Origin of the sequence: Janthinobacterium sp. SUN206, from assembly GCF_030587305.1 — a bacterium.
GTDB lineage: Bacteria > Pseudomonadota > Gammaproteobacteria > Burkholderiales > Burkholderiaceae_D > Janthinobacterium > Janthinobacterium kumbetense.
The window spans coordinates 2,529,621-2,551,311 of sequence record NZ_JAPWIB010000001.1; the positions used below are offsets into that span (position 1 = coordinate 2,529,621).

At 59.4% G+C, this 21,691-nt stretch carries 23 protein-coding genes; 5 read left to right on the forward strand and 18 right to left on the reverse strand.

Annotated features, from left to right (window positions below; genetic code table 11):
* Position 1: 1 nt before the first annotated feature.
* The 6 genes from cysW to O3300_RS11440 all read right to left on the reverse strand — a co-directional run bounded on the left by cysW (position 2) and on the right by O3300_RS11440 (position 4,875).
* Positions 2 to 928, reverse strand: a complete 927-nt coding sequence (gene cysW, locus O3300_RS11415) for a sulfate ABC transporter permease subunit CysW (RefSeq protein ID WP_251350677.1) — start codon at positions 926 to 928, stop codon at positions 2 to 4.
* On the reverse strand, positions 925 to 1,734 hold the full coding sequence (cysT, locus tag O3300_RS11420) for a sulfate ABC transporter permease subunit CysT (protein WP_099408869.1): 810 nt from the start codon (positions 1,732 to 1,734) through the stop codon (positions 925 to 927). The genes cysW and cysT overlap by 4 nt, the downstream gene beginning before the upstream one ends.
* Positions 1,735 to 2,052: 318 nt before the next feature.
* Positions 2,053 to 2,691 carry a peroxiredoxin gene (locus O3300_RS11425; protein ID WP_034785187.1) on the reverse strand — a complete coding sequence of 213 codons (639 nt, stop codon included), beginning with the start codon at positions 2,689 to 2,691 and terminating at the stop codon, positions 2,053 to 2,055.
* 45 nt (positions 2,692 to 2,736) lie between these two features.
* On the reverse strand, positions 2,737 to 3,303 hold the full coding sequence (locus O3300_RS11430) for an alpha/beta hydrolase (RefSeq protein WP_034747509.1): 567 nt from the start codon (positions 3,301 to 3,303) through the stop codon (positions 2,737 to 2,739).
* Between the two features lie 53 nt (positions 3,304 to 3,356).
* Entirely contained in the window at positions 3,357 to 4,361 is a 1,005-nt protein-coding gene (locus O3300_RS11435) for a sulfate ABC transporter substrate-binding protein (RefSeq protein WP_099666802.1), read from the reverse strand.
* A 130-nt stretch (positions 4,362 to 4,491) separates the two neighbouring features.
* Positions 4,492 to 4,875: a diacylglycerol kinase gene (locus tag O3300_RS11440; protein ID WP_305052960.1), complete on the reverse strand. Its 384-nt coding sequence runs from the start codon at positions 4,873 to 4,875 to the stop codon at positions 4,492 to 4,494.
* Between the two features lie 151 nt (positions 4,876 to 5,026).
* Here O3300_RS11440 and O3300_RS11445 point away from each other — a divergent pair, with 151 nt between their 5' ends.
* A complete protein-coding gene (locus O3300_RS11445) occupies positions 5,027 to 5,806 on the forward strand; it encodes an IclR family transcriptional regulator (RefSeq protein ID WP_099378009.1) in 780 nt (259 codons plus the stop codon).
* Positions 5,807 to 5,841: 35 nt separating this feature from the next.
* Here O3300_RS11445 and pbpG read toward each other — a convergent pair whose 3' ends face one another.
* From pbpG to O3300_RS11460, 3 genes are all read right to left on the reverse strand, one after another.
* Complete coding sequence (gene pbpG / locus O3300_RS11450) at positions 5,842 to 6,915, reverse strand: D-alanyl-D-alanine endopeptidase (protein ID WP_099666799.1); 1,074 nt, start codon at positions 6,913 to 6,915, stop codon at positions 5,842 to 5,844.
* Positions 6,916 to 7,092: 177 nt separating this feature from the next.
* The gene (locus O3300_RS11455) at positions 7,093 to 7,812 is read right to left on the reverse strand and encodes a nitroreductase (protein WP_305052961.1); all 720 of its coding nucleotides are present in this window, start codon (positions 7,810 to 7,812) and stop codon (positions 7,093 to 7,095) included.
* Between the two features lie 25 nt (positions 7,813 to 7,837).
* Positions 7,838 to 8,755: a DMT family transporter gene (locus O3300_RS11460; RefSeq protein WP_369812177.1), complete on the reverse strand. Its 918-nt coding sequence runs from the start codon at positions 8,753 to 8,755 to the stop codon at positions 7,838 to 7,840.
* Between the two features lie 350 nt (positions 8,756 to 9,105).
* On the opposite strand from O3300_RS11460, the gene O3300_RS11465 reads away from it, so the two are divergent.
* Positions 9,106 to 9,672, forward strand: a complete 567-nt coding sequence (locus O3300_RS11465) for a phasin family protein (RefSeq protein WP_305052962.1) — start codon at positions 9,106 to 9,108, stop codon at positions 9,670 to 9,672.
* Between the two features lie 133 nt (positions 9,673 to 9,805).
* Here O3300_RS11465 and O3300_RS11470 read toward each other — a convergent pair whose 3' ends face one another.
* From O3300_RS11470 to O3300_RS11500, 7 genes are all read right to left on the reverse strand, one after another.
* Complete coding sequence (locus O3300_RS11470) at positions 9,806 to 10,525, reverse strand: ABC transporter ATP-binding protein (RefSeq protein WP_070256673.1); 720 nt, start codon at positions 10,523 to 10,525, stop codon at positions 9,806 to 9,808.
* The gene (locus O3300_RS11475; protein ID WP_099666795.1) at positions 10,522 to 11,295 is read right to left on the reverse strand and encodes an ABC transporter ATP-binding protein; all 774 of its coding nucleotides are present in this window, start codon (positions 11,293 to 11,295) and stop codon (positions 10,522 to 10,524) included. The genes O3300_RS11470 and O3300_RS11475 overlap by 4 nt, the downstream gene beginning before the upstream one ends.
* A 13-nt stretch (positions 11,296 to 11,308) precedes the next feature.
* Complete coding sequence (locus tag O3300_RS11480; RefSeq protein WP_251350675.1) at positions 11,309 to 12,526, reverse strand: ABC transporter ATP-binding protein; 1,218 nt, start codon at positions 12,524 to 12,526, stop codon at positions 11,309 to 11,311.
* Positions 12,527 to 12,548: 22 nt separating this feature from the next.
* Positions 12,549 to 13,478, reverse strand: a complete 930-nt coding sequence (locus O3300_RS11485) for a branched-chain amino acid ABC transporter permease (protein ID WP_077407985.1) — start codon at positions 13,476 to 13,478, stop codon at positions 12,549 to 12,551.
* 297 nt (positions 13,479 to 13,775) lie between these two features.
* The gene (gene ispH / locus O3300_RS11490; RefSeq protein ID WP_099666793.1) at positions 13,776 to 14,723 is read right to left on the reverse strand and encodes a 4-hydroxy-3-methylbut-2-enyl diphosphate reductase; all 948 of its coding nucleotides are present in this window, start codon (positions 14,721 to 14,723) and stop codon (positions 13,776 to 13,778) included.
* A 9-nt stretch (positions 14,724 to 14,732) separates the two neighbouring features.
* Positions 14,733 to 15,188, reverse strand: coding sequence for a peptidylprolyl isomerase (locus tag O3300_RS11495; RefSeq protein WP_305052963.1), 456 nt, complete (start codon positions 15,186 to 15,188; stop codon positions 14,733 to 14,735).
* A 134-nt stretch (positions 15,189 to 15,322) separates the two neighbouring features.
* On the reverse strand, positions 15,323 to 17,194 hold the full coding sequence (locus tag O3300_RS11500) for a LamG-like jellyroll fold domain-containing protein (RefSeq protein ID WP_099666792.1): 1,872 nt from the start codon (positions 17,192 to 17,194) through the stop codon (positions 15,323 to 15,325).
* A gap of 245 nt (positions 17,195 to 17,439) precedes the next feature.
* On the opposite strand from O3300_RS11500, the gene radC reads away from it, so the two are divergent.
* The 3 genes from radC (at position 17,440) to rpmG (ending at position 18,788) form a co-directional block, all read left to right on the forward strand.
* Positions 17,440 to 18,114 carry a DNA repair protein RadC gene (gene radC / locus O3300_RS11505; protein WP_305052964.1) on the forward strand — a complete coding sequence of 225 codons (675 nt, stop codon included), beginning with the start codon at positions 17,440 to 17,442 and terminating at the stop codon, positions 18,112 to 18,114.
* 247 nt (positions 18,115 to 18,361) lie between these two features.
* Complete coding sequence (gene rpmB, locus O3300_RS11510; protein ID WP_010400928.1) at positions 18,362 to 18,598, forward strand: 50S ribosomal protein L28; 237 nt, start codon at positions 18,362 to 18,364, stop codon at positions 18,596 to 18,598.
* 22 nt (positions 18,599 to 18,620) lie between these two features.
* Positions 18,621 to 18,788, forward strand: a complete 168-nt coding sequence (gene rpmG, locus O3300_RS11515; protein WP_010400929.1) for a 50S ribosomal protein L33 — start codon at positions 18,621 to 18,623, stop codon at positions 18,786 to 18,788.
* Positions 18,789 to 18,928: 140 nt separating this feature from the next.
* Here rpmG and O3300_RS11520 read toward each other — a convergent pair whose 3' ends face one another.
* Positions 18,929 to 20,098 carry a fatty acid desaturase gene (locus O3300_RS11520; protein WP_369811458.1) on the reverse strand — a complete coding sequence of 390 codons (1,170 nt, stop codon included), beginning with the start codon at positions 20,096 to 20,098 and terminating at the stop codon, positions 18,929 to 18,931.
* A gap of 172 nt (positions 20,099 to 20,270) precedes the next feature.
* Positions 20,271 to 21,629 (reverse strand): mechanosensitive ion channel family protein, encoded by a 1,359-nt coding sequence (locus O3300_RS11525; RefSeq protein WP_289903849.1) that lies wholly within the window; start codon positions 21,627 to 21,629, stop codon positions 20,271 to 20,273.
* Between the last annotated feature and the right edge of the window lie 62 nt (positions 21,630 to 21,691).

The window sequence follows — 21,691 nt, forward strand, 5'->3', positions numbered from 1 at the left end:
ATCAGTGCTCCGTGGAACGTAAGGCGGAATCGTCGGCGTTGCTCTCGTTCAAACGCCACTCAATGAAAGCTTTCAAGGCCAGGGTCACCAGCGCCAGCAGGGCCAGCAGGGAGGCGACGGCAAACGCGGCGGCGAAGTTGTACTCGTTGTACAGAATCTCCACCTGCAGCGGCATGGTGTTGGTTTCGCCGCGGATATGGCCGGACACGACGGACACGGCGCCGAACTCGCCCATGGCGCGGGCGTTACACAGGATCACGCCATACAGCAGACCCCACTTGATATTTGGCAAAGTCACGCGGCGGAAGGTATTCCAGCCCGAGGCGCCCAGCACGATGGCGGCCTCTTCCTCTTCGCTGCCCTGCGACTGCATCAGCGGGATCAATTCACGCGCCACGAACGGGAAAGTGATGAAGATGGTGGCCAGCACGATGCCGGGCACGGCGAACAGGATCTTGATGTCGTGCGCCTGCAGCCACGGGCCGAACCAGCCCTGGGCGCCAAACATCAGCACATAGATCAGGCCGGAAATCACGGGCGAGACGGAAAACGGCAAGTCGATCAGCGTCAGCAAGATGCTCTTGCCGCGGAATTCGAACTTGGCGATGCACCAGGAAGCGGCCACGCCGAACACCAGGTTCAGCGGCACGGCGATGGCGGCTGTGATCAGGGTCAATTTAATGGCGGAAATCGCGTCCGGGTCGATAATGGCAGCGATATACGCTTCCCAGCCCTTCTTGAACGCTTCCGCAAACACGGCCACCAGGGGCACGATCAGGAACGCCGTCAGAAACAGCAAGGCGACGGTGATCAGGACGGTGCGTACCCACAACGGTTCCAGCACGACGGGGCCGACATTCGGCTCGAAGCGGCGCACTGCCGGGCGCGCATTGTCCACGCCAGCGACGCTAGTCGTATTCGTACTCATGATTTCTTCGCCTTTCCGCGCGTCCATGCTTGCAGCAGGTTAATCGTCAACAACAGCAGGAAAGACACCACCAGCATCACCACGGCGATGGCCGTGGCGCCTGCGTAATCGTATTGTTCCAATTTGGTAATAATGAACAGCGGCGTGATTTCCGACACCATCGGCATGTTGCCGGCGATAAAGATCACGGAACCGTACTCGCCCGTGGCGCGGGCAAACGCCAGCGCAAAGCCCGTCAGCAAGGAAGGCAAGATCGTGGGGAAGATGACGCGGATAAACGTTTGCAGCGAATTGGCGCCCAGGCTGGCGGCCGCTTCTTCCAGTTCCTTTTCCGCGTCTTCCAGCACCGGTTGCACGGTGCGCACGACAAAGGGCAAGCCGATGAAGGTCAGCGCCACCACCACGCCCAGCGGCGTGAACGCCACCTTGATGCCCAGCACGCCTTCGATGAACTGGCCGAACCAGCCATTCGACGAATACAAGGCCGTCAGGGTGATGCCGGCCACGGCCGTCGGCAAGGCAAACGGCAAGTCGACCAGCGCGTCGATGATGCGCTTGCCAGGGAATTTATAGCGCACCAGCACCCAGGCCAGGATGCCGCCAAACACCACGTTCAACAGGGCGGCGATCAAGGAAGCGCCAAACGTCAGGCGGTACGACGCCATCACACGGTCGGACGTGACGGCGCTGAAGAAGGCGTCCCATGTCATGGTGAAAGTTTTCAGGAACACCGACGACAGCGGAATGAGAACGATCAAGGCCAGGTAAAAGAGCGTGAAGCCCAGTGACAGCTTAAACCCCGGCATGACCCGAAACGGCGCTCCGCGCGCCTTGAGCGGTGCTGCTGATGCTGCAGACATAGAAACTCCTTCTTATTACATTTTTGAGTTATAGAGTGCAATAATCACATGCAATCGTTATAAAAAGAACTAACCATTTCTCATTTGCTTAGATGGATTTTGCATACTTGCCGATGGAAATGCTGGGCGAAAAAAAACGCACCGGACAGGTGCGTTTTTGCTTCTTAGACATATTTATACCCGAGACAAATGCTGGGGTCAGACCCCGAGGGGGAATGCATCCCAATGGGACGCATTCCGATTGCGAAGCAACTGACCCCGGAATTACTTGTTTGGCTGCGGCGTCAAACGCAGATAGGGTTTCGCTGCCGTAAATCCCTTCGGATATTTCTGCTTGATCACGTCCGGGTCTTGCACCGTCAATGGAATGATGACGTCGTCGCCATCTTTCCAGTTGCCTGGCGTGGCCACCGTGTAGCCGTCCGTCAATTGCAGGGCGTCGATGACGCGCAGGATTTCATTGAAGTTGCGGCCCGTGCTCAGCGGATACGTGAGGATCAGGCGCACTTTCTTGTTCGGGTCGACGATGAAGACGGAGCGCACGGTGGCCGTGACGGACTGTTCCGGGTGGATCATGTCGTACAGCACCGATACTTTCTTGTCGACGTCGGCGATGATGGGGAAGCCCACCACCGTGTTTTGCGTCTCTTCAATATCCTTGATCCAGCTCTTGTGCGACTCGGCCGCGTCCACGGACAGGGCGATGGCCTTTACGTTGCGCTTGTCGAATTCCGGCTTGAGCTTGGCCGTCAGGCCCAGTTCCGTCGTGCACACGGGGGTGAAGTCGGCCGGGTGGGAAAACAGCACCACCCAGGAATTGCCCGCCCACTCGTGGAACTTGAGGGGGCCGATCGAGCTGTCTTGTTCAAAATCAGGGGCGACATCGCCCAGGCGTAAAGTCATCGTGATCTCCTTGAGAGGTTGTGTGGCAATGGGATGTGCGTCGAATCAGGCTGCCTGACGGTGGCGTTTGTCGCTTTGCGCCAGATCAAACAGTGTTTGCAGTTGCGCCTGGCCATAGACCCAGTCACCAAGGCGCGACTCGGCGTTGATATGGCCCAGCGCACCACCATCAATATACTTGCAATTCCAGCGCCGTGCCCACTGCGCCGCGTGTTCGGCCGTCATCCAAGGGTCCGTCTGGCTGGCGATCAGGATGCCGGGGCAAGGCAGCCGCTTTTGCGGCAAGGCCTTGGCCACGCCAAACTTGTCGGGATCGGCCGGCCCCACCAGCAGCACGCCGGCCACGCCCTGCGGGTCGCGGGCCAGGCTGTGCGCCGTCGTCAGGCAGCCGAAGCTGTGGGCGACGATCAGCGTGGGACGCGCATCCTGCCGCCGCACCTGGTCCAGGCGCGCCGACCAGGTGGCCAGGTCGGGAGCGTTCCAATCGTCCTGCTCGACCCGCTCGAATTGCGGATACAGGCGCTGCCAGCGGCTCTGCCAATGCTCGGGACCGCTGTTATGCAAGCCCGGCACGATCAATACCCGGTAATCGGAAAAGCTGCGCAGCGCCATGATGTGTCCTTGCGTGATCGATTCCGGCAAGCGTTGCCGCCTGCCGGTGAAGATTACTTCGGCTGATAGATCTGGTCGAAGATGCCGCCGTCGGCAAAGTGCGCCTTCTGTGCGGCCGTCCAGCCGCCAGCCACTTGCTCGATGGTGAACAGGTTGACCTTGGCGAACTGCGACGCGTATTTCTTCGCCGCCTTGTCCGTTGCCGGACGGTAGTAGTTCTTCGCGATGATGTCTTGCGCTTCGTCCGTGTACAGGTAGTTCAGGTAAGCCTCGGCCACCTTGCGCGTGCCGTGCTTGTCGGCAAATTTATCGACGACGGCGACGGGCGGCTCGGCCAGGATGCTGACGGATGGCGTGATGATGTCGAACTTGGTCGGGCCCAGTTCCTTGACGGCCAGGTAAGCCTCGTTTTCCCAGGCGATCAGCACGTCGCCGATGCCCCGTTCCACGAAAGTGGTGGTGGCGCCGCGCGCGCCGGAATCGAGCACGGGCACGTTTTTATACAGTTTGCCGAGGAAATCCTTGGCTTTGGCTTCGTTGCCGCCCGGCTGGCGCAAGGCATAACCCCACGCGGCCAGATGGTTCCAGCGGGCGCCGCCCGAGGTTTTCGGGTTCGGCGTGATGACGGACACGCCCGGCTTGATCAAGTCATTCCAATCCTTGATGCCTTTCGGGTTGCCCTTGCGCACCAGGAACACGATGGTCGAGGTGTAAGGCGAGCTGTTGTGCGCCAAGCGCTTTTGCCAGTCGGCGGCCAGCAGCTTGTGCTCGGCCAGCGCGTCGATGTCGTAGGCCAGGGCCAAAGTGACCACGTCCGCTTCCAGGCCGTCGATGACGGCGCGCGCCTGCTTGCCGGAACCGCCGTGCGATTGCTTGATCTTGACGTTGTCACCCGTCTTGCCTTTCCACTCCTTGGCAAACGCCGTATTCACATCCTGGTACAGCTCGCGCGTCGGGTCGTATGACACGTTGAGCAGGGTGATATCGGCAGCCTGCGCCGTTTGCAGAAGGGCAAACGCGCTGATGGCGGCGGCAGTGATGATTTTTTTCGACAGCATCTAAGATCCCCGTGTGGTTGAACTTTCAGAGCCACCAGATTACGGCGCTATGGCCGCAAAGAGAACGAAGCGTTTCGCCGTTTGATATACATTTTTCGCATATGGACGGCGCGCAACGGGGATAAAGTAGTTAATAGAAACGGTTGAACAGCACCACGGACCACGCTGCAAAAGCCAGGATGCAGGTCAGCAGCACGGCCGCGCTGCCGAAATCCTTGGCGTTCTTCGACAGCGGATGGCGGTCCAGCGAGATGCGGTCGACCACGGCTTCGATAGCGGAATTGATCAGTTCAACGATCAGCACCAGCAGCAGCACGCCGATCAGCACCAGTTTTTCAAAGGCGGAGACGCGCAGCAGCAAGGCGATCACGGTGCCGACGACGAACAAACCGAGTTCCTGGCGGAACGCGTGTTCATGGCGCCAGGCCGCTTTCAAGCCATCGAGCGAGTAGAAAAAAGCGGAGAAAATCCGTTTCAAGCCACTTTTACTTTTGAATTCGTTTACAGGTTGCATAGTTTTCCATATGTAAAGCAAGTGCAGTGGGCACATTATGGGGGCGACATAGCACTGTGACCATTTATTCGCTGAATATCTCGGAACATTTCACTATTTTTTCACATCATGGTATAAAGAAGCATGAATACTGCATTGCACCAAATCCATCATGAAAATTGAACCGGTCGCTGCCCCGAAGACGACGATCCAGGTGATCGAACGCATGGTCGCCCTGCTCGATGCCCTGGCCAAATATTCCGACCCGGTCAGCCTGAAGGAATTATCCAAGGTTTCCGGTTTGCACCCCTCGACGGCGCACCGCATCCTCAACGACATGGTGCTGACGCGCTTTGTCGACCGCATCGAACCGGGCACGTACCGGCTGGGCATGCGCCTGCTGGAACTGGGCAATGTGGTGAAAAGCCGCCTCAGCGTGCGCGAAGCGGCGCTGGACTTCATGCGCCAGCTGCACAAGAAAACCCAGCAAACCATCAACCTGTCCGTGCGCCAGGGCGACGAGATCGTCTACATCGACCGCGCCTTTTCCGAGCGCTCGGGCATGCAGGTGGTGCGCGCCATCGGCGGCCGCGGTCCGCTGCACCTGACCTCGACGGGCAAGCTGTTCCTCTCCGTGGACGAGCCGAAAGCCATCCGCGCCTATGCCACGCGCACGGGACTGGCCGGACACAACAAGAATTCCATCACGGATCTGCAAAAGCTCGAGCGCGAGCTGAGCCTGGTGCGCGAGCGCGGCTATGCGCGCGACAATGAAGAGCTGGAACTGGGTGTGCGCTGCATGGCCGCCGGCATCCGCGACGATACCGGCAAGCTGATCGCCGGCCTGTCGATCTCGGCCCCGGCCGACCGCCTGCAGGATGAGTGGCTGGTGGACCTGGTGGAAACGGCGAACCAGATTTCCGTGACCTTGGGATTCATTCCTCAAGAGTAATAAGAATGCAGGGCGGCCGTGCCGCCCTGGACACCTTACCCCCCTGGCAAGCTCATATTGGCAGGTTTCAATGCTTCCAGCCACTTGCGCATGCGTCCCGCATCGGCCGTACGCGACTGTTTCCCCTTGGAATCGAGGAAGACCATGATCACGGCCCGTCCTTCGATGACCGCCTGCATCATCAGACAACGTCCCGCCTCATTGATGAACCCCGTCTTTTGCAAGCCGATTTCCCAGCCAGGATTGGCCACCAGGTGATTCGTATTGCCAAACTGCATGGGCTGGCCGCTGGCCTCGACGATGGCTTTCGGGTCCGTCGAGTACTCGCGCAGCAGCGGATGGCGGAAGGCGGCCATGGCCAGCTTGCCCAGGTCGCGCGCACTGGCCACGTTCATCTTCGACAAGCCGCTGGAATCGACGTAATGCGTATCCATCATGCCCAGCTGGCGCGCCTTGCTGTTCATGGCGTCGACAAACGCCGGCAAGCCGCCCGGATAATTGCGGCCCAGCGCCGAGGCGGCGCGGTTTTCCGAGCTCATCAGGGCGATGTGCAGCATATTCGCGCGCGTCAATTGCGAGCCCACTTTCAGGCGTGAGCTGCTGAATTTGGCGCGGTCGACGTCTTCGTCCGTGATCGTCAGCAACTCATCCATGTCCTGGCGCGCTTCGACCACCACCAGGCCCGTCATCATCTTGGTGATGGAGGCGATGGGCAAGGCGACATTGGAATTCTTTTCAAACAGCACTTCCGCATTCGCCTGGTCCAGCACCAGCGCCACGCTGGACTTCAGGTCGAGCGGATCGCGCGTCAGGTTCAGGCCGGCCAGGTCGCCCATGGTGGGCATCGGTGCGGCCATGGGCACGGCCACGCTGCTGACTTTTTGGTAGATGACCTTGCGTTTGCCGCGCACCATGACGACCCGGCGCACGGTCTTTTCGCGCGGCGCGGCCGTCGCGCCCTTGCGCAGCACGACTTTGATTTTCTTGGTGTTGTGTTTCTTCGAGGCTGAGGATTTGCCGTTCGCTTCCTTGGCGTGCACGGCCGCAGCCGGCGCCAGTGCAAACAGCAGGGAAGCCAGGATACCCAGCGCAAGTTTAAACTTAGCCATTCGATAATTCCCCGTGAAGCTGTTGCCTTATTGCAGTGTAGCGAAATGCAGAGCAATCGCAAGCCTATTTAACAGTTAGGACAGTATTTATTGCAGCAATGAAATACAAATCGTTGGCGTTCAGCAAACAAACTCATCCTTAACCGGCTGTTTTTCTCCGCCCGTCGCCAGTAATGTCTATTTGTCCATGAATTTAACAAAGCCGGCCAGCGGCTCGCGCTCCGTGTTCAGGCGGTTCTCGACCTTGTCCGGGTCGGCATGGCCGAGGGCCATGCCGCACACCACCATTTCGCCGGCCGGCACGCCCAGTTCGTCGCGGATGATGTCATGGTAATGGATGAAGGCCGCTTGCGGGCACGTGTCGAGTCCCCGCGCACGCGCCGCCAGCATGATGTTTTGCAAAAACATGCCGTAGTCGAGCCAGGAACCCTGTTCCAGTACCCGCTCGATGGTAAAGATCAGGCCCACGGGCGCATCGAAAAACTGGAAATTGCGCCCATGCTGGGCCGCCATGCCGGCCGTGTCGCCCCGCTCCAGGCCCAGCAGTTGGTACAGGTCCAGGCCGATCTTGCGGCGGCGCTCGATGAACGGCGCCGTCCACTGGCGCGGGTAATAGATATATGAGGCCGTGCGCGCGGGCGCATCGGGCGCCTTCGGTGCGGCGTAGGCGGCCAGGATGCGCTGCGACAGGCGCAGGCGGGCCTCGCCCGACAGCACATACACTTTCCACGGCTGCATGTTGGCGCCCGAAGGCGCGCGCGCCGCCACTTCCAGGATGCGCGCGATCTCGTCCTGCGCCACCGGCGTGGGCAAAAAGGCGCGGATGGAACGGCGCGACAGGATGACGCTATCGACGGCTTGCTGCGCCGCTGGTGTTTCCAATGCTTGCTTGTTCACTGCCCTGCTCTCCCGCTATAGCTTATTATTTCTTGACCACGAACACCACGCCGACCACGGCCACCAGCATGCCGGCGATGCCCAGCATATTAAAGGCTTCGCCAAACATCAGCCAGGCCATCACGGCCGTCGTGGGCGGCGTCAGGTACAGCAAGCCCGTCACTTTCGTCGCATCGCTGCGGCGGATCAGGGCGAACAGCAGGAAGATGGCGCCGATGGACAGCACGAGCACCGACCACAGCAAGGCACCGATGAAATTCGCCGTCCATTGAACATTGCTGAAATGCAAGTCCAATCCTTCGTAATACAGGGCAAATGGCAAGACCACCACGATGGAAGCGGCAAACTGCACCACCGTGCCGGTGCGCAAGTCAAAGTGCGGACAGTGGCGTTTTTGGTACATGGTGCCGGCCGTCATCGACAGCAGCGCGAACACGCACAGCAGCACGCTTTCCACGGTCAGGCCCACGAGGTTGATCTTCGCATACACGACGAGGGCCACGCCCAGCAAGCCAAAGAACAGGCCCAGCCACTGGCGCGGGCGCACGGATTCGCCGATCAGGGGCGCGGCGCAGGCCGTCAGCACGGGCTGCATGCCGACAATCAGCGCAGACAGGCCGGCCGGCATGCCCAGCTTGATGGCGCACCACACGCCGGCCAGGTAGCCGGCCTGCATCAGGATGCCGGCCACGGCGATCTGGCGGAATTGGCCCACGGGCCACGGCGCGCGCAACAGCAACACCAGCGGCAGCAGAATGACCAGCACGCCCAGGAAGCGCAGCAGCAAAAAGGTCAGCGGCGGCGCATACGGCAAGCCGAACTTGGCCACAATAAAACCTGTGCTCCATAACAACACAAAGAAGCCGGGCAAGGCCATCGGCGCCAGATTAGTCAGGAAAGAGGCTTTGCCGCTGGCGCCAGCCGCGGCGGGAAGATTGGACATGGTATCGACTCGGGAAACGGGATCGGCACCGGGGCGTTGCCCAGTGCGGGAGGCAAAGTCTAGCATGCTGCGCCGCGATCGTCCCCGCAGCCACTGGAAACGATAGTTTAAGCACAAACCATTAACAGGTAGAAATCAAATATTTCTCTTTAGAAACAATGACTTTTGATGCAAATCTATTCAATTGTTGCATCGCACAAGAATCGCTTGACTTACGTTTTTTTCGCCGTAGAATAGGGTTTGTTGCGTTGCACAATTCTTGTTCAGCTTGAAAAATTTAGATTCACCTGCTTTCCCAAACGGTACACGCAGCATCAAATTAACCAGATTTCGATTTTTTGGAGATTTATATGTTTTCAATTCCTGAGCAATTTTCGTCCGCTACCAAAGCCAACCTGGAAGCCCAATTCGCCCTGTTCTCGTCGCTGACGGGCAAGGCCTTCGAAGGCATCGAAAAGATCGTCGAACTGAATCTGACCGCTGCCAAGGCAACGCTGGAAGAATCGACCGCCGCCGCCAAGCAATTGCTGTCGGCAAAAGATCCACAAGAATTCTTCTCGCTGGCCTCTGCCCAAACCCAGCCTGGCGCCGAAAAAGCCATCGCTTACGGCCGTCACCTGGCTGCCATCACGTCGGGCACGCAAGCCGAATTCAGCAAAGCTGCTGAATCGCAGATCGCTGAAACCAACCGTAAAGTCCTGTCGCTGGTGGAAGAAGTCACCAAGAACGCGCCAGCCGGTTCGGAAAACGCCGTCGCCATCCTGAAAAGCGCCATCGGCAACGCCAATGCAGGCTACGAGCAATTCTCGAAAACCAGCAAGCAAGCCGTCGAAGCCATCGAAGCGAACCTGACGTCGGCCGTGAACCAGTTCACGCAAGCGGCTGAAAAAATCGTGCCGCGCACTGCCGCCAAGTAATTATCAAGCGGCCGCCACGGCGGTCTGCTGTTATCGGCTCCTCCAGGCATCCATCCCGCACTTCCCCGACGGATGCCATTATGCCCCAGCCCAGCTGGGGCATTTTTTATGCCTGAACACTTCCCGAACGCGCTTACTCGCCCAGATACGCCGCCTTCACGCGCGGGTCGTCGAGCATGGCGGCCGCGTTGCCGCCCATGGTGACCAGGCCGGAATCCATCACATAGCCGCGGTGCGCCGCCTGCAGGGCCAGCCGTGCATTCTGTTCGACCAGCAAGATCGTGATGCCTTCGGACGACACCTTGCGGATCACCTCGAAGATTTTCTCGACCATGATGGGCGACAGGCCCATCGACGGCTCGTCGAGCAGCAGCAGCTTCGGATGGCTCATCAGGGCGCGCGCCATGGCCAGCATCTGCTGCTCGCCGCCGGACAGGGTGCCGGCCATCTGCGCCGCCCTTTCCTTCAGGCGGGGAAACACGTCGAACCAGCGGGCGATGTCGTCCTCGACGCCCGCCTTGTCCGTGCGCGTGTAGGCGCCCATCATGAGGTTTTCGCGGATCGACATGCGGGTAAACACGCCCCGCCCTTCCGGCACCATGGCCAGTTTCCGTTCCACCAGGTGGAACGATTTCGTGCCCTTCAGCGATTCGCCCAGGTAGCTGATCGTGCCCTCGATCTTGCAGGCAGGCAAAGTGCCCGTGATGGCTTTCAGGGTCGTCGTCTTGCCCGCGCCGTTCGCGCCGATCAGGGCGATCAGCTCGCCCTCGTTGACTTCCAGGTCGATGCCTTTCACCGCCTTGATGCCGCCGTAGGCCACGTGCAGGCCCGCCACCTTCAATATATTGCTCATGCGTGCGATCCCCCCAGGTAAGCCTCGATGACGGCCTGGTTTTGTTGTATTTCGGCCGGCAAGCCTTCTGCGATGCGCTTGCCATATTCGAGCACCGTGATGCGGTCGCACAGTCCCATCATCAGTTTCACGTCATGCTCGATCAAGAGCACGGTCTTGCCTTCCGCCTTGATTTTCACCAGCAACTCGCGCAGGGCCAGCTTTTCCGTCGCATTCATGCCGGCCGCCGGCTCGTCCAAGGCCAGCAGGGTCGGGTCGGTGGCCAGCGCGCGGGCGATTTCCAGGCGCCGCTGGTCGCCATACGACAGGAAGCGCGCCGTCCGGTTGGCGAACTGGGCGATACCGACGAAATCGAGCAACTCCATGGCCCGCTTGCGGATGGACGCCTCTTCCTCGCGCGCCGCCTTGTGGCGGAAGATGGCGCCGAAGACGCCCTGGTGCGAGCGCACGTGGCGCCCCACCATGACGTTTTCCAGCGCCGTCATGTCGCCGAACAGACGGATATTCTGGAAGGTGCGCGCGATGCCCGCCTTGGCCACCTGGTGCGGCGCGGACGGCGAATACGGCTTGCCGGCCAGCTCGAAGGTGCCCGTGTCGGGCTGGTACAGGCCCGTGATGACATTGAAAAACGTCGTCTTGCCGGCGCCGTTCGGGCCGATCAAGCCGTAGATTTGCCCCTGGCGGATGGTGATGCCCACGTCGGTGAGCGCCTGCAAGCCGCCGAAACGCTTGTTTACGCCGGCGATATTGAGAATGATCTGTTCGCTCATGTGATTCCCTCCCTTAAGCGGACACGACGCCGGTGGATTTGTTCGGCTGGTCCACATCGTGGTCGGGCCGGTCTTCGTGCTTCGGCGATGGCCACAGTCCCGCAGGACGATTGAGCATGATCAACACCATGGCCAGGCCGTACAGCAGCTGGCGCAGCACTTCCGCCTCGATCACCACGTGGCCGAACAGCGCCTGCTGGGCCGGTTCCACCACATGGCGCAGCACTTCCGGTATCGAGGCGAGGATCACGCCGCCGAGGATCACGCCGGGGATATGGCCGATGCCGCCCAGCACCACCATGGCCAGCACGGCGATCGATTCCGTCAGCGAGAACGATTCCGGCGAAACAAAGCCCTGGAAAGACGCAAACATGGCGCCAGCCACGCCGCCGAACGAGGCGCCCATGGAAAAGGCCAGCAATTTCACGTTGCGCGTGTTGATGCCCATGGCCTTGGCGGCGATCTCGTCTTCGCGGATGGCTACCCAGGCGCGGCCCAGGCGCGAATGCTGCAGGCGCTTGGTGACGAACACGACGGCGATGCACAGGAAGAGGAACAGGAAGTAATAAGCGTTGACGGACGGCATGGAAAAACCGGCCACCGTCACGGTGCTGTTGGTGCCCGCCTCGCCCGCCAGGTTGACGCCGAAGATGCGGATCGGGTCGATCAAATTGATGCCTTGCGGACCGTTCGTGAAATTGATCGGGTCGTTCAAATTGTTCATGAAAATGCGGATGATCTCGCCAAAACCCAGGGTCACGATGGCCAGATAGTCGCCGCGCAGTTTCAAGGTGGGTGCGCCCAGCAGGGCGCCGAACAGGCCTGCCACGGCAGCGGCCAGCGGCACGATGATCCAGATCGACAGGTGGATGCCGTTTTCGCGGATTTCCGGCCCCATCAGCTGCACCAGGGATGCACCCAGCACCGGATATTGATTCACCACCGATTCGAGCAGGATGGCGAACTGGGGCGACGCCAGCAAGGCCGTCAGGTAGGCGCCCACGGCATAGAAGGCGATGTAGCCGAGGTCGAGCAAGCCGGCGAAGCCGACGACGATGTTCAAGCCCAGGGCCAGCATGATGTACAGCAAGGCCATGTCGATGATGCGCACCCACGAGTTGCCGAACTGCGCGGCAAAAAACGGGAACACCATCAGCAGCGCGGCCAGGCCCAGCATGCCGGCGTAGGCTTTGGTCGGATTTTTCTTAGCGTCAAAATCGAGTAGTGCCATGATTCAGTCTCCCAGTTTCACATCAGGCACGGTCGGCCACACGTTCGCCCATGATGCCGGACGGGCGCAGGGTCAGCACGATGATCAGCACGACGAAGGCAAAGATATCCTGGTAGTGGCTGCCCAGGAAGCCGCCCGTGATGTCGCCGATATAGCCGGCGCCCAGGCTCTCGATAATGCCCAGCAAGACACCGCCCAGCATGGCGCCGTAGATATTGCCGATGCCGCCCAGCACGGCCGCGCAAAAGGCTTTCAAGCCGGGGATGGCGCCCATGGAAAACTGGATGGACGCGTAATTGGCGCCCCACATCACGCCCGCCACGGCGGCCAGCGCGGCGCCGATGGCAAAGGTGGCGACGATGACCTTGTCGGAATCGACGCCCATGAGACCCGCCACGCGGGGATTTTCCGCCGTGGCGCGCATGGCGCGGCCCATTTTCGTTTTTTCCACCAGCAACACCAATCCGCCCATCGACAGCGCGGCCAGGGCCAGCAGCAGCACTTGCGTTTGCGAAATCACGGCGCCGCCTATGTTGATGGGGTCGGTCGACAGCAATTGCGGGAAAGGCAAGGGATTGCGCGTCCAGATCATCATGGCGAAGGTTTGCAGCAGGATGGAGACGCCGATGGCGGTAATCAGGGGGGCGAGGCGGGGGGCGTTGCGCAGGCGGCGGTAGGCGACCCGCTCGATGATGATGTTGACCAGAATACAGATGGGAATGGCGCCGAGGATGGCGGTGGCCAGTTTCAGATAGCCGGGCCAGTCCGGTACATAAATGCCCAGCAGCTTGAGTATGCTCAAGCCCACCATGGCGCCGATCATGAGCACGTCGCCGTGGGCGAAGTTGATCAGATTCAAGACGCCATACACCATTGTGTAACCGAGGGCGACTAAGGCATACATGCTGCCCAACACCAAGCCGTTGATGATCTGCTGGATGAATGTATCCATGATTGCCCTATCAAATATGCATTTTTCGGGAACAACTTCCGCCAGAACATGGGTCGCTGATACAAAAACGGCACCGGAGGAAGAATTCCTGCAGTGCCATCCCTGGACCGTTCTCACCAGCATGGTGCACGCACTCAAAAAGGGCGTGACCTTGCTTAGTCATAACGACAACATATTCAAGCTTGAGGCAATCATAACGATCTTTTGCAAAAACTAAGCTTGGAATAAATCGATCATTTCCGAATTAAATTCGGTTTTGAGGTAACTATTTCACCGATACTCAATCGCCCTGCAGACTCAGGCGACGTCGCGCTTGAGGCCATCGAGGCCTTTCGGCATCGGGAACGTGACGGCTTCCTGCACGCCGTCCAGCGGGCGCACGCTCTTCACGCCGCACTCTTTCAAGCGGTCGATGACGGCTTGCACCAGCACCTCGGGCGCCGAGGCGCCGGCCGTCACACCCACGCGCAGCTTGCCTTCCAGCCAGGCGGGATCGATTTGCGAGGCATTGTCGACCATGTAGGCAGGCGTGCCCATCTTCTCGGCCACTTCGCGCAAGCGGTTCGAATTCGAGCTGTTCGGGCTGCCCACGACGATCACCACTTCCACTTGCGGGGCCATGAATTTCACGGCTTCCTGGCGGTTGGTGGTGGCGTAGCAGATGTCGCCTTTTTTCGGCTCGGCGATATTCGGATATTTCGCTTTCAAGGCCGCAATAATGTCGCTAGTGTCGTCAACTGACAACGTTGTTTGCGAAACATAGGCCAGGCTTTCCGGATTGGCAACTTGCAATTTCGCCACATCCTCGAGCGTTTCCACCAGATGCATGCCCATATCGGCCTGGCCCATCGTGCCTTCCACCTCGGGATGGCCATCGTGGCCGATCATGATGATCTCGCGGCCTTCGCGGCGCATCTTGCTCACTTCCATGTGCACCTTGGTGACCAGCGGGCAAGTCGCGTCAAAAATGCTCAGGCCGCGCGATTCCGCCTCGGCGCGCACGGCTTTCGACACGCCATGCGCGGAAAACACGAGCGTATTGCCTGCAGGCACGTCATCGAGGTCATCGATGAAGATGGCGCCCTTGTTGCGCAAGTCGGCCACCACATAGGCGTTGTGGACGATTTCATGGCGCACATAGATCGGTGCGCCAAATTGCTGCAAGGCGCGCTCGACGATTTCGATAGCCCGATCGACGCCAGCGCAAAAGCCGCGGGGCTGGGCCAGTAACAGTTCCTTATCCATCGCTACTCCTTACAGGACCGAGATGAGCTTGACTTCAAAACGCAGCGGCTGGCCAGCCAGCGGATGGTTGAAGTCGAACAGGGCCGAGTCCTCGCGCATTTCGCGCAGCACGCCGGCAAAGCGGCCGCCGCCCGGCGCGGCGAAATCGACCAGGTCGCCGATCTTGTAGTCGGCGCCCGGCACGGAGTTCTCGTCCAGCGTGGCGCGCGAGACGGACTGCACCAGCTCGGGGTTGCGCTCGCCGAAACCTTCGCCGGCCGCCAGATCGAACGTCTGGTGCGTGCCTTCAGGCAAGCCCAGCAAGCGCTGCTCGAGGAACGGCGCCAGCTGGCCCTGTCCCAGCATCAAGGTCGCGGGATTGCCGCTGAAGGTCGTGACAATGTCAGTACCGTCAACAGTGGCAAGACGATAATGCAGGGTGAGGTAAGCCGCTTCGGTGACGACTGCTGGTTGCTCGTTGGACATAGTAGTTTTCAAGTAACTGGTGCAAAACGATATTGTAAGCCACCCTGAGCCAGCGCGCCCCATGCCATCTCGGCGCGGCCATGCTTTTGTCAAAAAACATGGCCGCGCAACACATCCGACGTCGAATCGACGAATCAGACGTTGACGTACGTCAACCCGCCCGCCGTGCTGGCGTGATTGCCGAAGCCGGAGCTGTCTTCCAGGTTGCCGTCGAGCTTCCAGCGCCCTACGGGCCGGTGCACGATGCCATACTGGCCATAGTCATACACTTCCTTCGGCGTCAGCACGCGGTCGTACAGGATGACGTCCGACAACTGCCAGGCTGGCGCGCCCTGCTCCTGCGCATGCACGGCGCGGCCGATCACCAGCGGGGTGCCAGTGGCATTCAAGAATGGCGGCGCCATGTTTTGCAAACTCTGATACATGAGGAAATCATCCACATACAGGCTGATGCGTCCATCATGCTTCACAGTATAAGTACAGCGGAACCAGCGGTTGGGAATGTCCACCTTCAAGCCATGCCCATTGCTGTTGGCGCCCAGGCCATTGTCGCCAACGCCATTGAATAAATACAGGAACGTCTTGATATCCTGCGTCAGCAGCACCCATCCTTTCTTGTTCGCCTGATGTGCGATAAAAGCCTGCGCCAGAGCAACGGTCGAAGAGAAGTCCTGTTGCCGGATGCAATACGACAGCGAAAAATCCGCACTCTCGTAGCGCACGGACGACGGCACGGTGAGCAGCAGGCCAGGCTTGAATTGCAAGGTCTTCGTCACGCCGAAACAGGGCTTGGGCGGTGCCGGGCGCATGGCATCTTGGCCGCGCAAGGCGTCCCAGACAGCCTTGCGTTTGTTACTGTAGCCCGGCGTCTCCACCAGGTTCAAACCGGCGCGCTCCATGGTTTTCCCCGCATTCCAGGCCCAATAGCACGCCAGTTGCACGCCCGTACGGCGTATGGCGCTCAGCAAGGCATGCAGGTTGTCTTGCCGTTCGGTATCTTGCAACGCCGTTTCTTGCTCTTTCGACAAGCAAAAGCTGCCAAGGTAATACGGTTTGCCCAAGGCATGGGCAGCGCGCTGCATCACCTGCAGGTAGGCGAGCGAAGACGAGACGAAGTCGGCCGGCAGATCCGCACTGCTGTTCATGGCGCTGCTGACATATTCATTATTCAAGAACAGGTTTTCACAAATACAGTCGACAGGATCCGGATTTATCAATGGCAGGGTTTCCGCAATGTATTGTTCGAGGGTACCCTGGTGCGGTATGTAAGCGGGGATTCCTGCATTACCCGAGGAAATCATCCGCCCCAGGGCATCGTTGTCGCGCAGCGCTTGCGCCGTTTCCTGGATGATTTCGCGGGTGGTAGTCAAGTCTATCTTGGCAATGGCCATCAGTTCCTGTGCAGCCATCCAGGCGGCGATGCCGGCGTGGTTGCTGTAGCGCTGCGCAAACGCCTTGGCAAAGGCACGCATGTAGTGGCGTGTTTTCGATTGTGGATTGGCCAGTGCGGCGCGCGCGGCGGCATCGTGCTCGTCCGGCGTAGCTCCCGTAGCGCCCGCTTCCCCCACCAACTCCGGCACGGCAAAGGGATTCCAGAATGGACAGGCGATGATGCCGATGCCATTGGCCAGCGCATAGTCAAGCAGCGCCTGCACCGCTTTCCAATATTTATCCTGGATTCTCAGGTCCACGACCGTGTTGTCGGTGGCAAACCTCGGCGCGCCCACAACGTAGTCCCATACCTGATAGCCCGTACCGTCAGCCAGTTTGCCGTTGAATGGCGCCACCATCACCTGGATGTACTTGAAGCCGTTGGCCGCAAGATAAGGCAAATCGGTACTGTAATCAGGATGTTCCACTTCCGGCGCCAGCGGTGCGGTAGCGCTCCATTGACGGCGCTCCAGATACGCGTGCGCATTGAGGCCGATGCCGCTGACCTTGCCCGTGTTGACGCCGGCGGCGTTGAACTCTTGCATGACTCCATTGATAACTTTGATGTACGGCATGACGACTCCTGTAAAACAAGTGGAAGACATTGAGTTCAGGGCCCTGACTCCCCGCCGCTGCAACTTGCATGGAATGCAACGACAGGCAAATCATAGCGCTTGAAAATGGCCAGGCCGGGCATCTTGGTTTTTGTTTTTTTCATAGGATTCGCCATGAAGACGAGCTAGCGCAGCATGGCCGCCCGGGGAAGGCGCGACAATCATCGGCAGGCGCCACGACCAGCCGGGCGCGAACGGGAGGCAAGATGGGCATCAAGGATTGGCCGGCCGGCGAACGGCCGCGCGAACGCCTGATCGAAGATGGCGCGCAATCGCTGTCGGACGCGGAATTGCTGGCCGTCTTCCTGCGCACGGGCGTGCGCGGCAAGAGCGCCGTGGAACTGGCGCGCGACACGGTCGAGCACTTCGGTTCGCTGCGGGGCCTGTTTGGCGCCAGCCTCGTGAGCTTTTCCGCCGTGCACGGCATGGGCAGCGCCAAATTTGCCCAGTTGCAAGCAGTGCTGGAACTGGCGCGGCGCGCCATCATCGAAGACTTGCAGGCGGGCCAGACCCTCAATTCGCCGCACGCCGTCAAGGATTACCTGCGCCTGACCCTGGGCAACCTGGCGCATGAAGCATTCCACGTGTTGTTTTTGGACGTCAAGAACCGCCTGATCACGACCCAGGAAATGTTTCGCGGCACCCTCACCCACACGAGCGTATATCCGCGCGAAGTCGTCAAGCAGGCACTGCAGCACAACGCGGCCAGCGTCATGCTGGCGCACAACCACCCGTCCGGCACACCCGAGCCCAGCGAATCGGATCTATTGCTGACGCGCGCGCTGGTGCAAGCGTTGTCGCTGGTGGACGTGCGCATCCTCGACCATTTCGTCGTGGCCGGACGGCACGTGCATTCGTTCGCGGAACATGGCCAGATCTAGGCCAGGGCTGGCCAGGCGGCAGTTAACCATGTGTAAACAAGGACATACGTCACTGCAGCGAGACGCTTATCTAACAGTAAACAGCGCTGTTTACCAGTGCCTTCCCCTATGAAGAAGGGGAAAAGTCAAATTGTTAAATTATTTCAATACAACATGACACAATTGTTTTTCGCAAGTCATTGATAAATCGGCTTATTTTGGATATACTCTCGTTTTTCCAATTTGGAATATCTTTAAGGAGTGCGCCATGGCACGTGTTTGCCAAGTCACTGGGAAGAAGCCGATGGTCGGCAACAATGTTTCCCATGCAAACAACAAAACCAAACGTCGTTTTTTGCCTAACTTGCAGAATCGTCGTATTTTTGTTGAATCTGAAAACCGCTGGGTCTCCCTGCGTTTGTCCAACGCCGGTCTGCGCGTCATCGATAAAGTCGGCATCGACGCCGTATTGGTCGATATGCGCGCTCGTGGCGAAAAAGTCTAATTAGCAGAATAAGGGAGCTATCATGGCAAAATCAGGCCGCGACAAAATCAAGTTAGAATCGACCGCCGGTACGGGTCACTTCTACACGACCACCAAAAACAAGCGTACGACGCCTGCGAAAATGGAGATCATGAAATTCGATCCTAAAGCACGCAAGCACGTAACGTACAAAGAAACCAAAATCAAGTAATTGATATTGTGTTCTGTAAAAAGAGCCGCTCCGATGAGCGGTTTTTTTTCGCCCTGATTTTCATCTCGCCGCTCTCCCCTTGTGCCGGGACGAAAAAAAGGCCCTGGAAACCAGGGCCTTGATATGACGCAACAGCTTACTCAGGCATAGCTGCGCAGGCGCAAGGAGAAGTCTTGCAGCGACTTGATGCCAGACGCTTCGGCGCGCGTGCACCAGTCTTGCAGCTTTTGCAGCAATTGCTCACGCGTAAAGTGCGAGCGTTCCCAGATGGCGCCCAGCTCCACGCGCATGTGGTGCATGGTTTCCAGCGCCTTGCTGTGCTGGAACAATTCCGACAGCTGTTCGTGGTGCGCATCGGCCAGCTTGCCCGGCTCGCGCTGCATCAGCTTGCGCGACGATTTCAGGAAGCGCTTTTCCAGTTCCGCCTTGTGCTTCAAGTGTTCCAGCTCTTCCTTCCAGGCATGCTTGATCGATTTCGCATACTTGGCCATCACGTCGTAGCGGTTGGCGATGACCGATTGCAAGGTCTCGAAGTCCGCTTCCAGCTTGCCGTGCGAGAACTTCGGCTCCGGCGCCAGCTTTTTCACCTTGGCCAGGCCCAGCATTTCCAGCGCGCGGATATAGGCCCAGCCGATATCGATTTCATACCATTTCGACGACAGCTTGGCCGACGTCGCATAGGTATGGTGATTGTTGTGCAACTCTTCGCCGCCGATCAGGATGCCGAACGGAATGATGTTGGTGGCCGCATCGGCGCAGTCGTAGTTGCGGTAGCCCCAGTAGTGGCCGATGCCGTTGATGATGCCGGCCGCCGTGATGGGGATCCACATCATTTGCACGGCCCACACGGAAATGCCGATCACGCCGAACAAAATGAAATTGATGACGAACAGCGACACCACGCCCAGCCAGCTGTACTTGGTGTACAAGTTGCGCTCGATCCAGTCCGTCGGCGTGCCGTGGCCATATTTCGCCATGGTTTCCATGTTCTTCGATTCAGCGCGGTACAGCTCGGCGCCTTCCCAGAAGACTTTCTTGATGCCGCGCGTCACGGGGCTGTGCGGATCTTCTTCCGTATCGCACTTGGCATGGTGCTTGCGGTGGATGGCCGCCCATTCCTTGGTCACCTGGCCCGTCGTCAGCCACAGCCAGAAACGGAAGAAATGGCTGGGGATCGCATGCAATTCCAGCGCCCGGTGGGCCTGGTGGCGGTGCAGGTAAATCGTGACGCTGGCGATGGTGATATGCGTGACCACCATGGTGTACAGGAAAACTTGCCATGCGGACAGATCGGTAATGCCAGTTGCCATGAACTGCAAAACGTCGTGTAAAACGGAACTCAATGTCATTACTACTACTCCAAGTGGACAGGGCGTGCGCACGGTCGCTCCAGTGACTCTGGAGGTCCGGCAGAGTTAATTTTAGGCGTGATTGTACGCCCTAATGGGTGCGGTCAGGCAAAATCGGAGGCAGGCAGCGAGGTTAAGGCTGGGTGCCGGATGGGGCGGACTCACCCTCTGCCGCGCTGGCGAGCGGGGCAGGAGGCGTACCAACAATACGCAATTCGCGTTGCGGAAACGGTACAGTGACCTTATGTTCCTGCAAGGTGCGCCAGATGGCGCGGTTCACATTCGACTTCACGCCGCCGGTGCCATTTTCCGGGTCCGCAATCCAGAAGCCGATCTGCACATCGAGGCCGTCGGCGCCGAAACGCACGAGGGTGGCCGATGGCGGATTGCTTTGCGACACACGCGGCACCTTGGCCGTCGCCGCTTCCAGCAAGGGGAAGATGACATCCAGATCCGTTTCATAGCCCACCGACACGGCCGTCGACAGCCAGACCATGCGGTTGCTCAGCGACATGTTCTGCACGCCGCCGGAAATCAGCATTTCATTCGGCACGATGGATTCAACGCCATCGCCACCCAATAACACAGTATAGCGCGTATTGATTTGCGTGACCTTGCCCGTGAATTGACCCACCGTAATCATGTCGCCGATGGTCAGGCTGCGGTCCAGCAGGATGATGAAACCGGACACGAAGTTCGCGGCGATCTTTTGCAAGCCAAAGCCCAGCGCCACGCCGAAGGCGCCGCCGAACACGGACAGCACCGTCAGGTCGATGCCCACCAGCGACAGGCTGACCAGTACGGAAACGAGGATCAGCACGGCGCGGCCCATGCGCGACAGCACCACGCGCAAGGAAGTGTGCAAGCCCTGCATTTTCATCAGACGCTCGTCGAGCGAAGTGCCGGCCCACATGGCCAGCACCAGCAGCACGGCCACGGAAATCGCGGCTTGCAAGATGGCAGCCACGGACACCTTGTTGCGCCCCAGCGGCACGACAATACCTTCTAGGAAGGTGTGCAATTCCGGCCACAGGCCCGTGATGTACAGGGCCATGCCGGCCCACACCACCACCGTGAAGATCTTCTCCAGCAGCAACATGGTCGGGCTGATGTCGCCGTGGCGGGCAAAAATGCGGCGCAGCACGTAAAACCCGAAGCGCACCAGCGCCATTGAGGTGCACAGGGGAATGGCAATACTGAGCAGGTTCACGGACTGGAACTTGGCCAGGAAATGCTGCGCAATGCCCAGCAGCATGGCCGCCAGCACGGGCGTCAGGATGCGGATGAAACTATCCGTGCGCTGCAAGGTTTCCGGCGTGGCCGGCACCGTGGCCGCTTCCGCCCGCTGATGCAGGAACACGCGCAACTGCCGCACCAGCAGCCAGCTCAGCGCCAGGCAGGCGACGATGACCAGCGCCTGCCACAGGATGGCCGGTTGACGGAAATCGTCGACAAAGTCAGTGATCAGATTCAGCAGCGGGGTTTCATTCATGGCGGATGCGGTCCGGAAGGTGAGACGGGTGGGACGGAGGTGGTACGGAGGGGCTAGGCCCA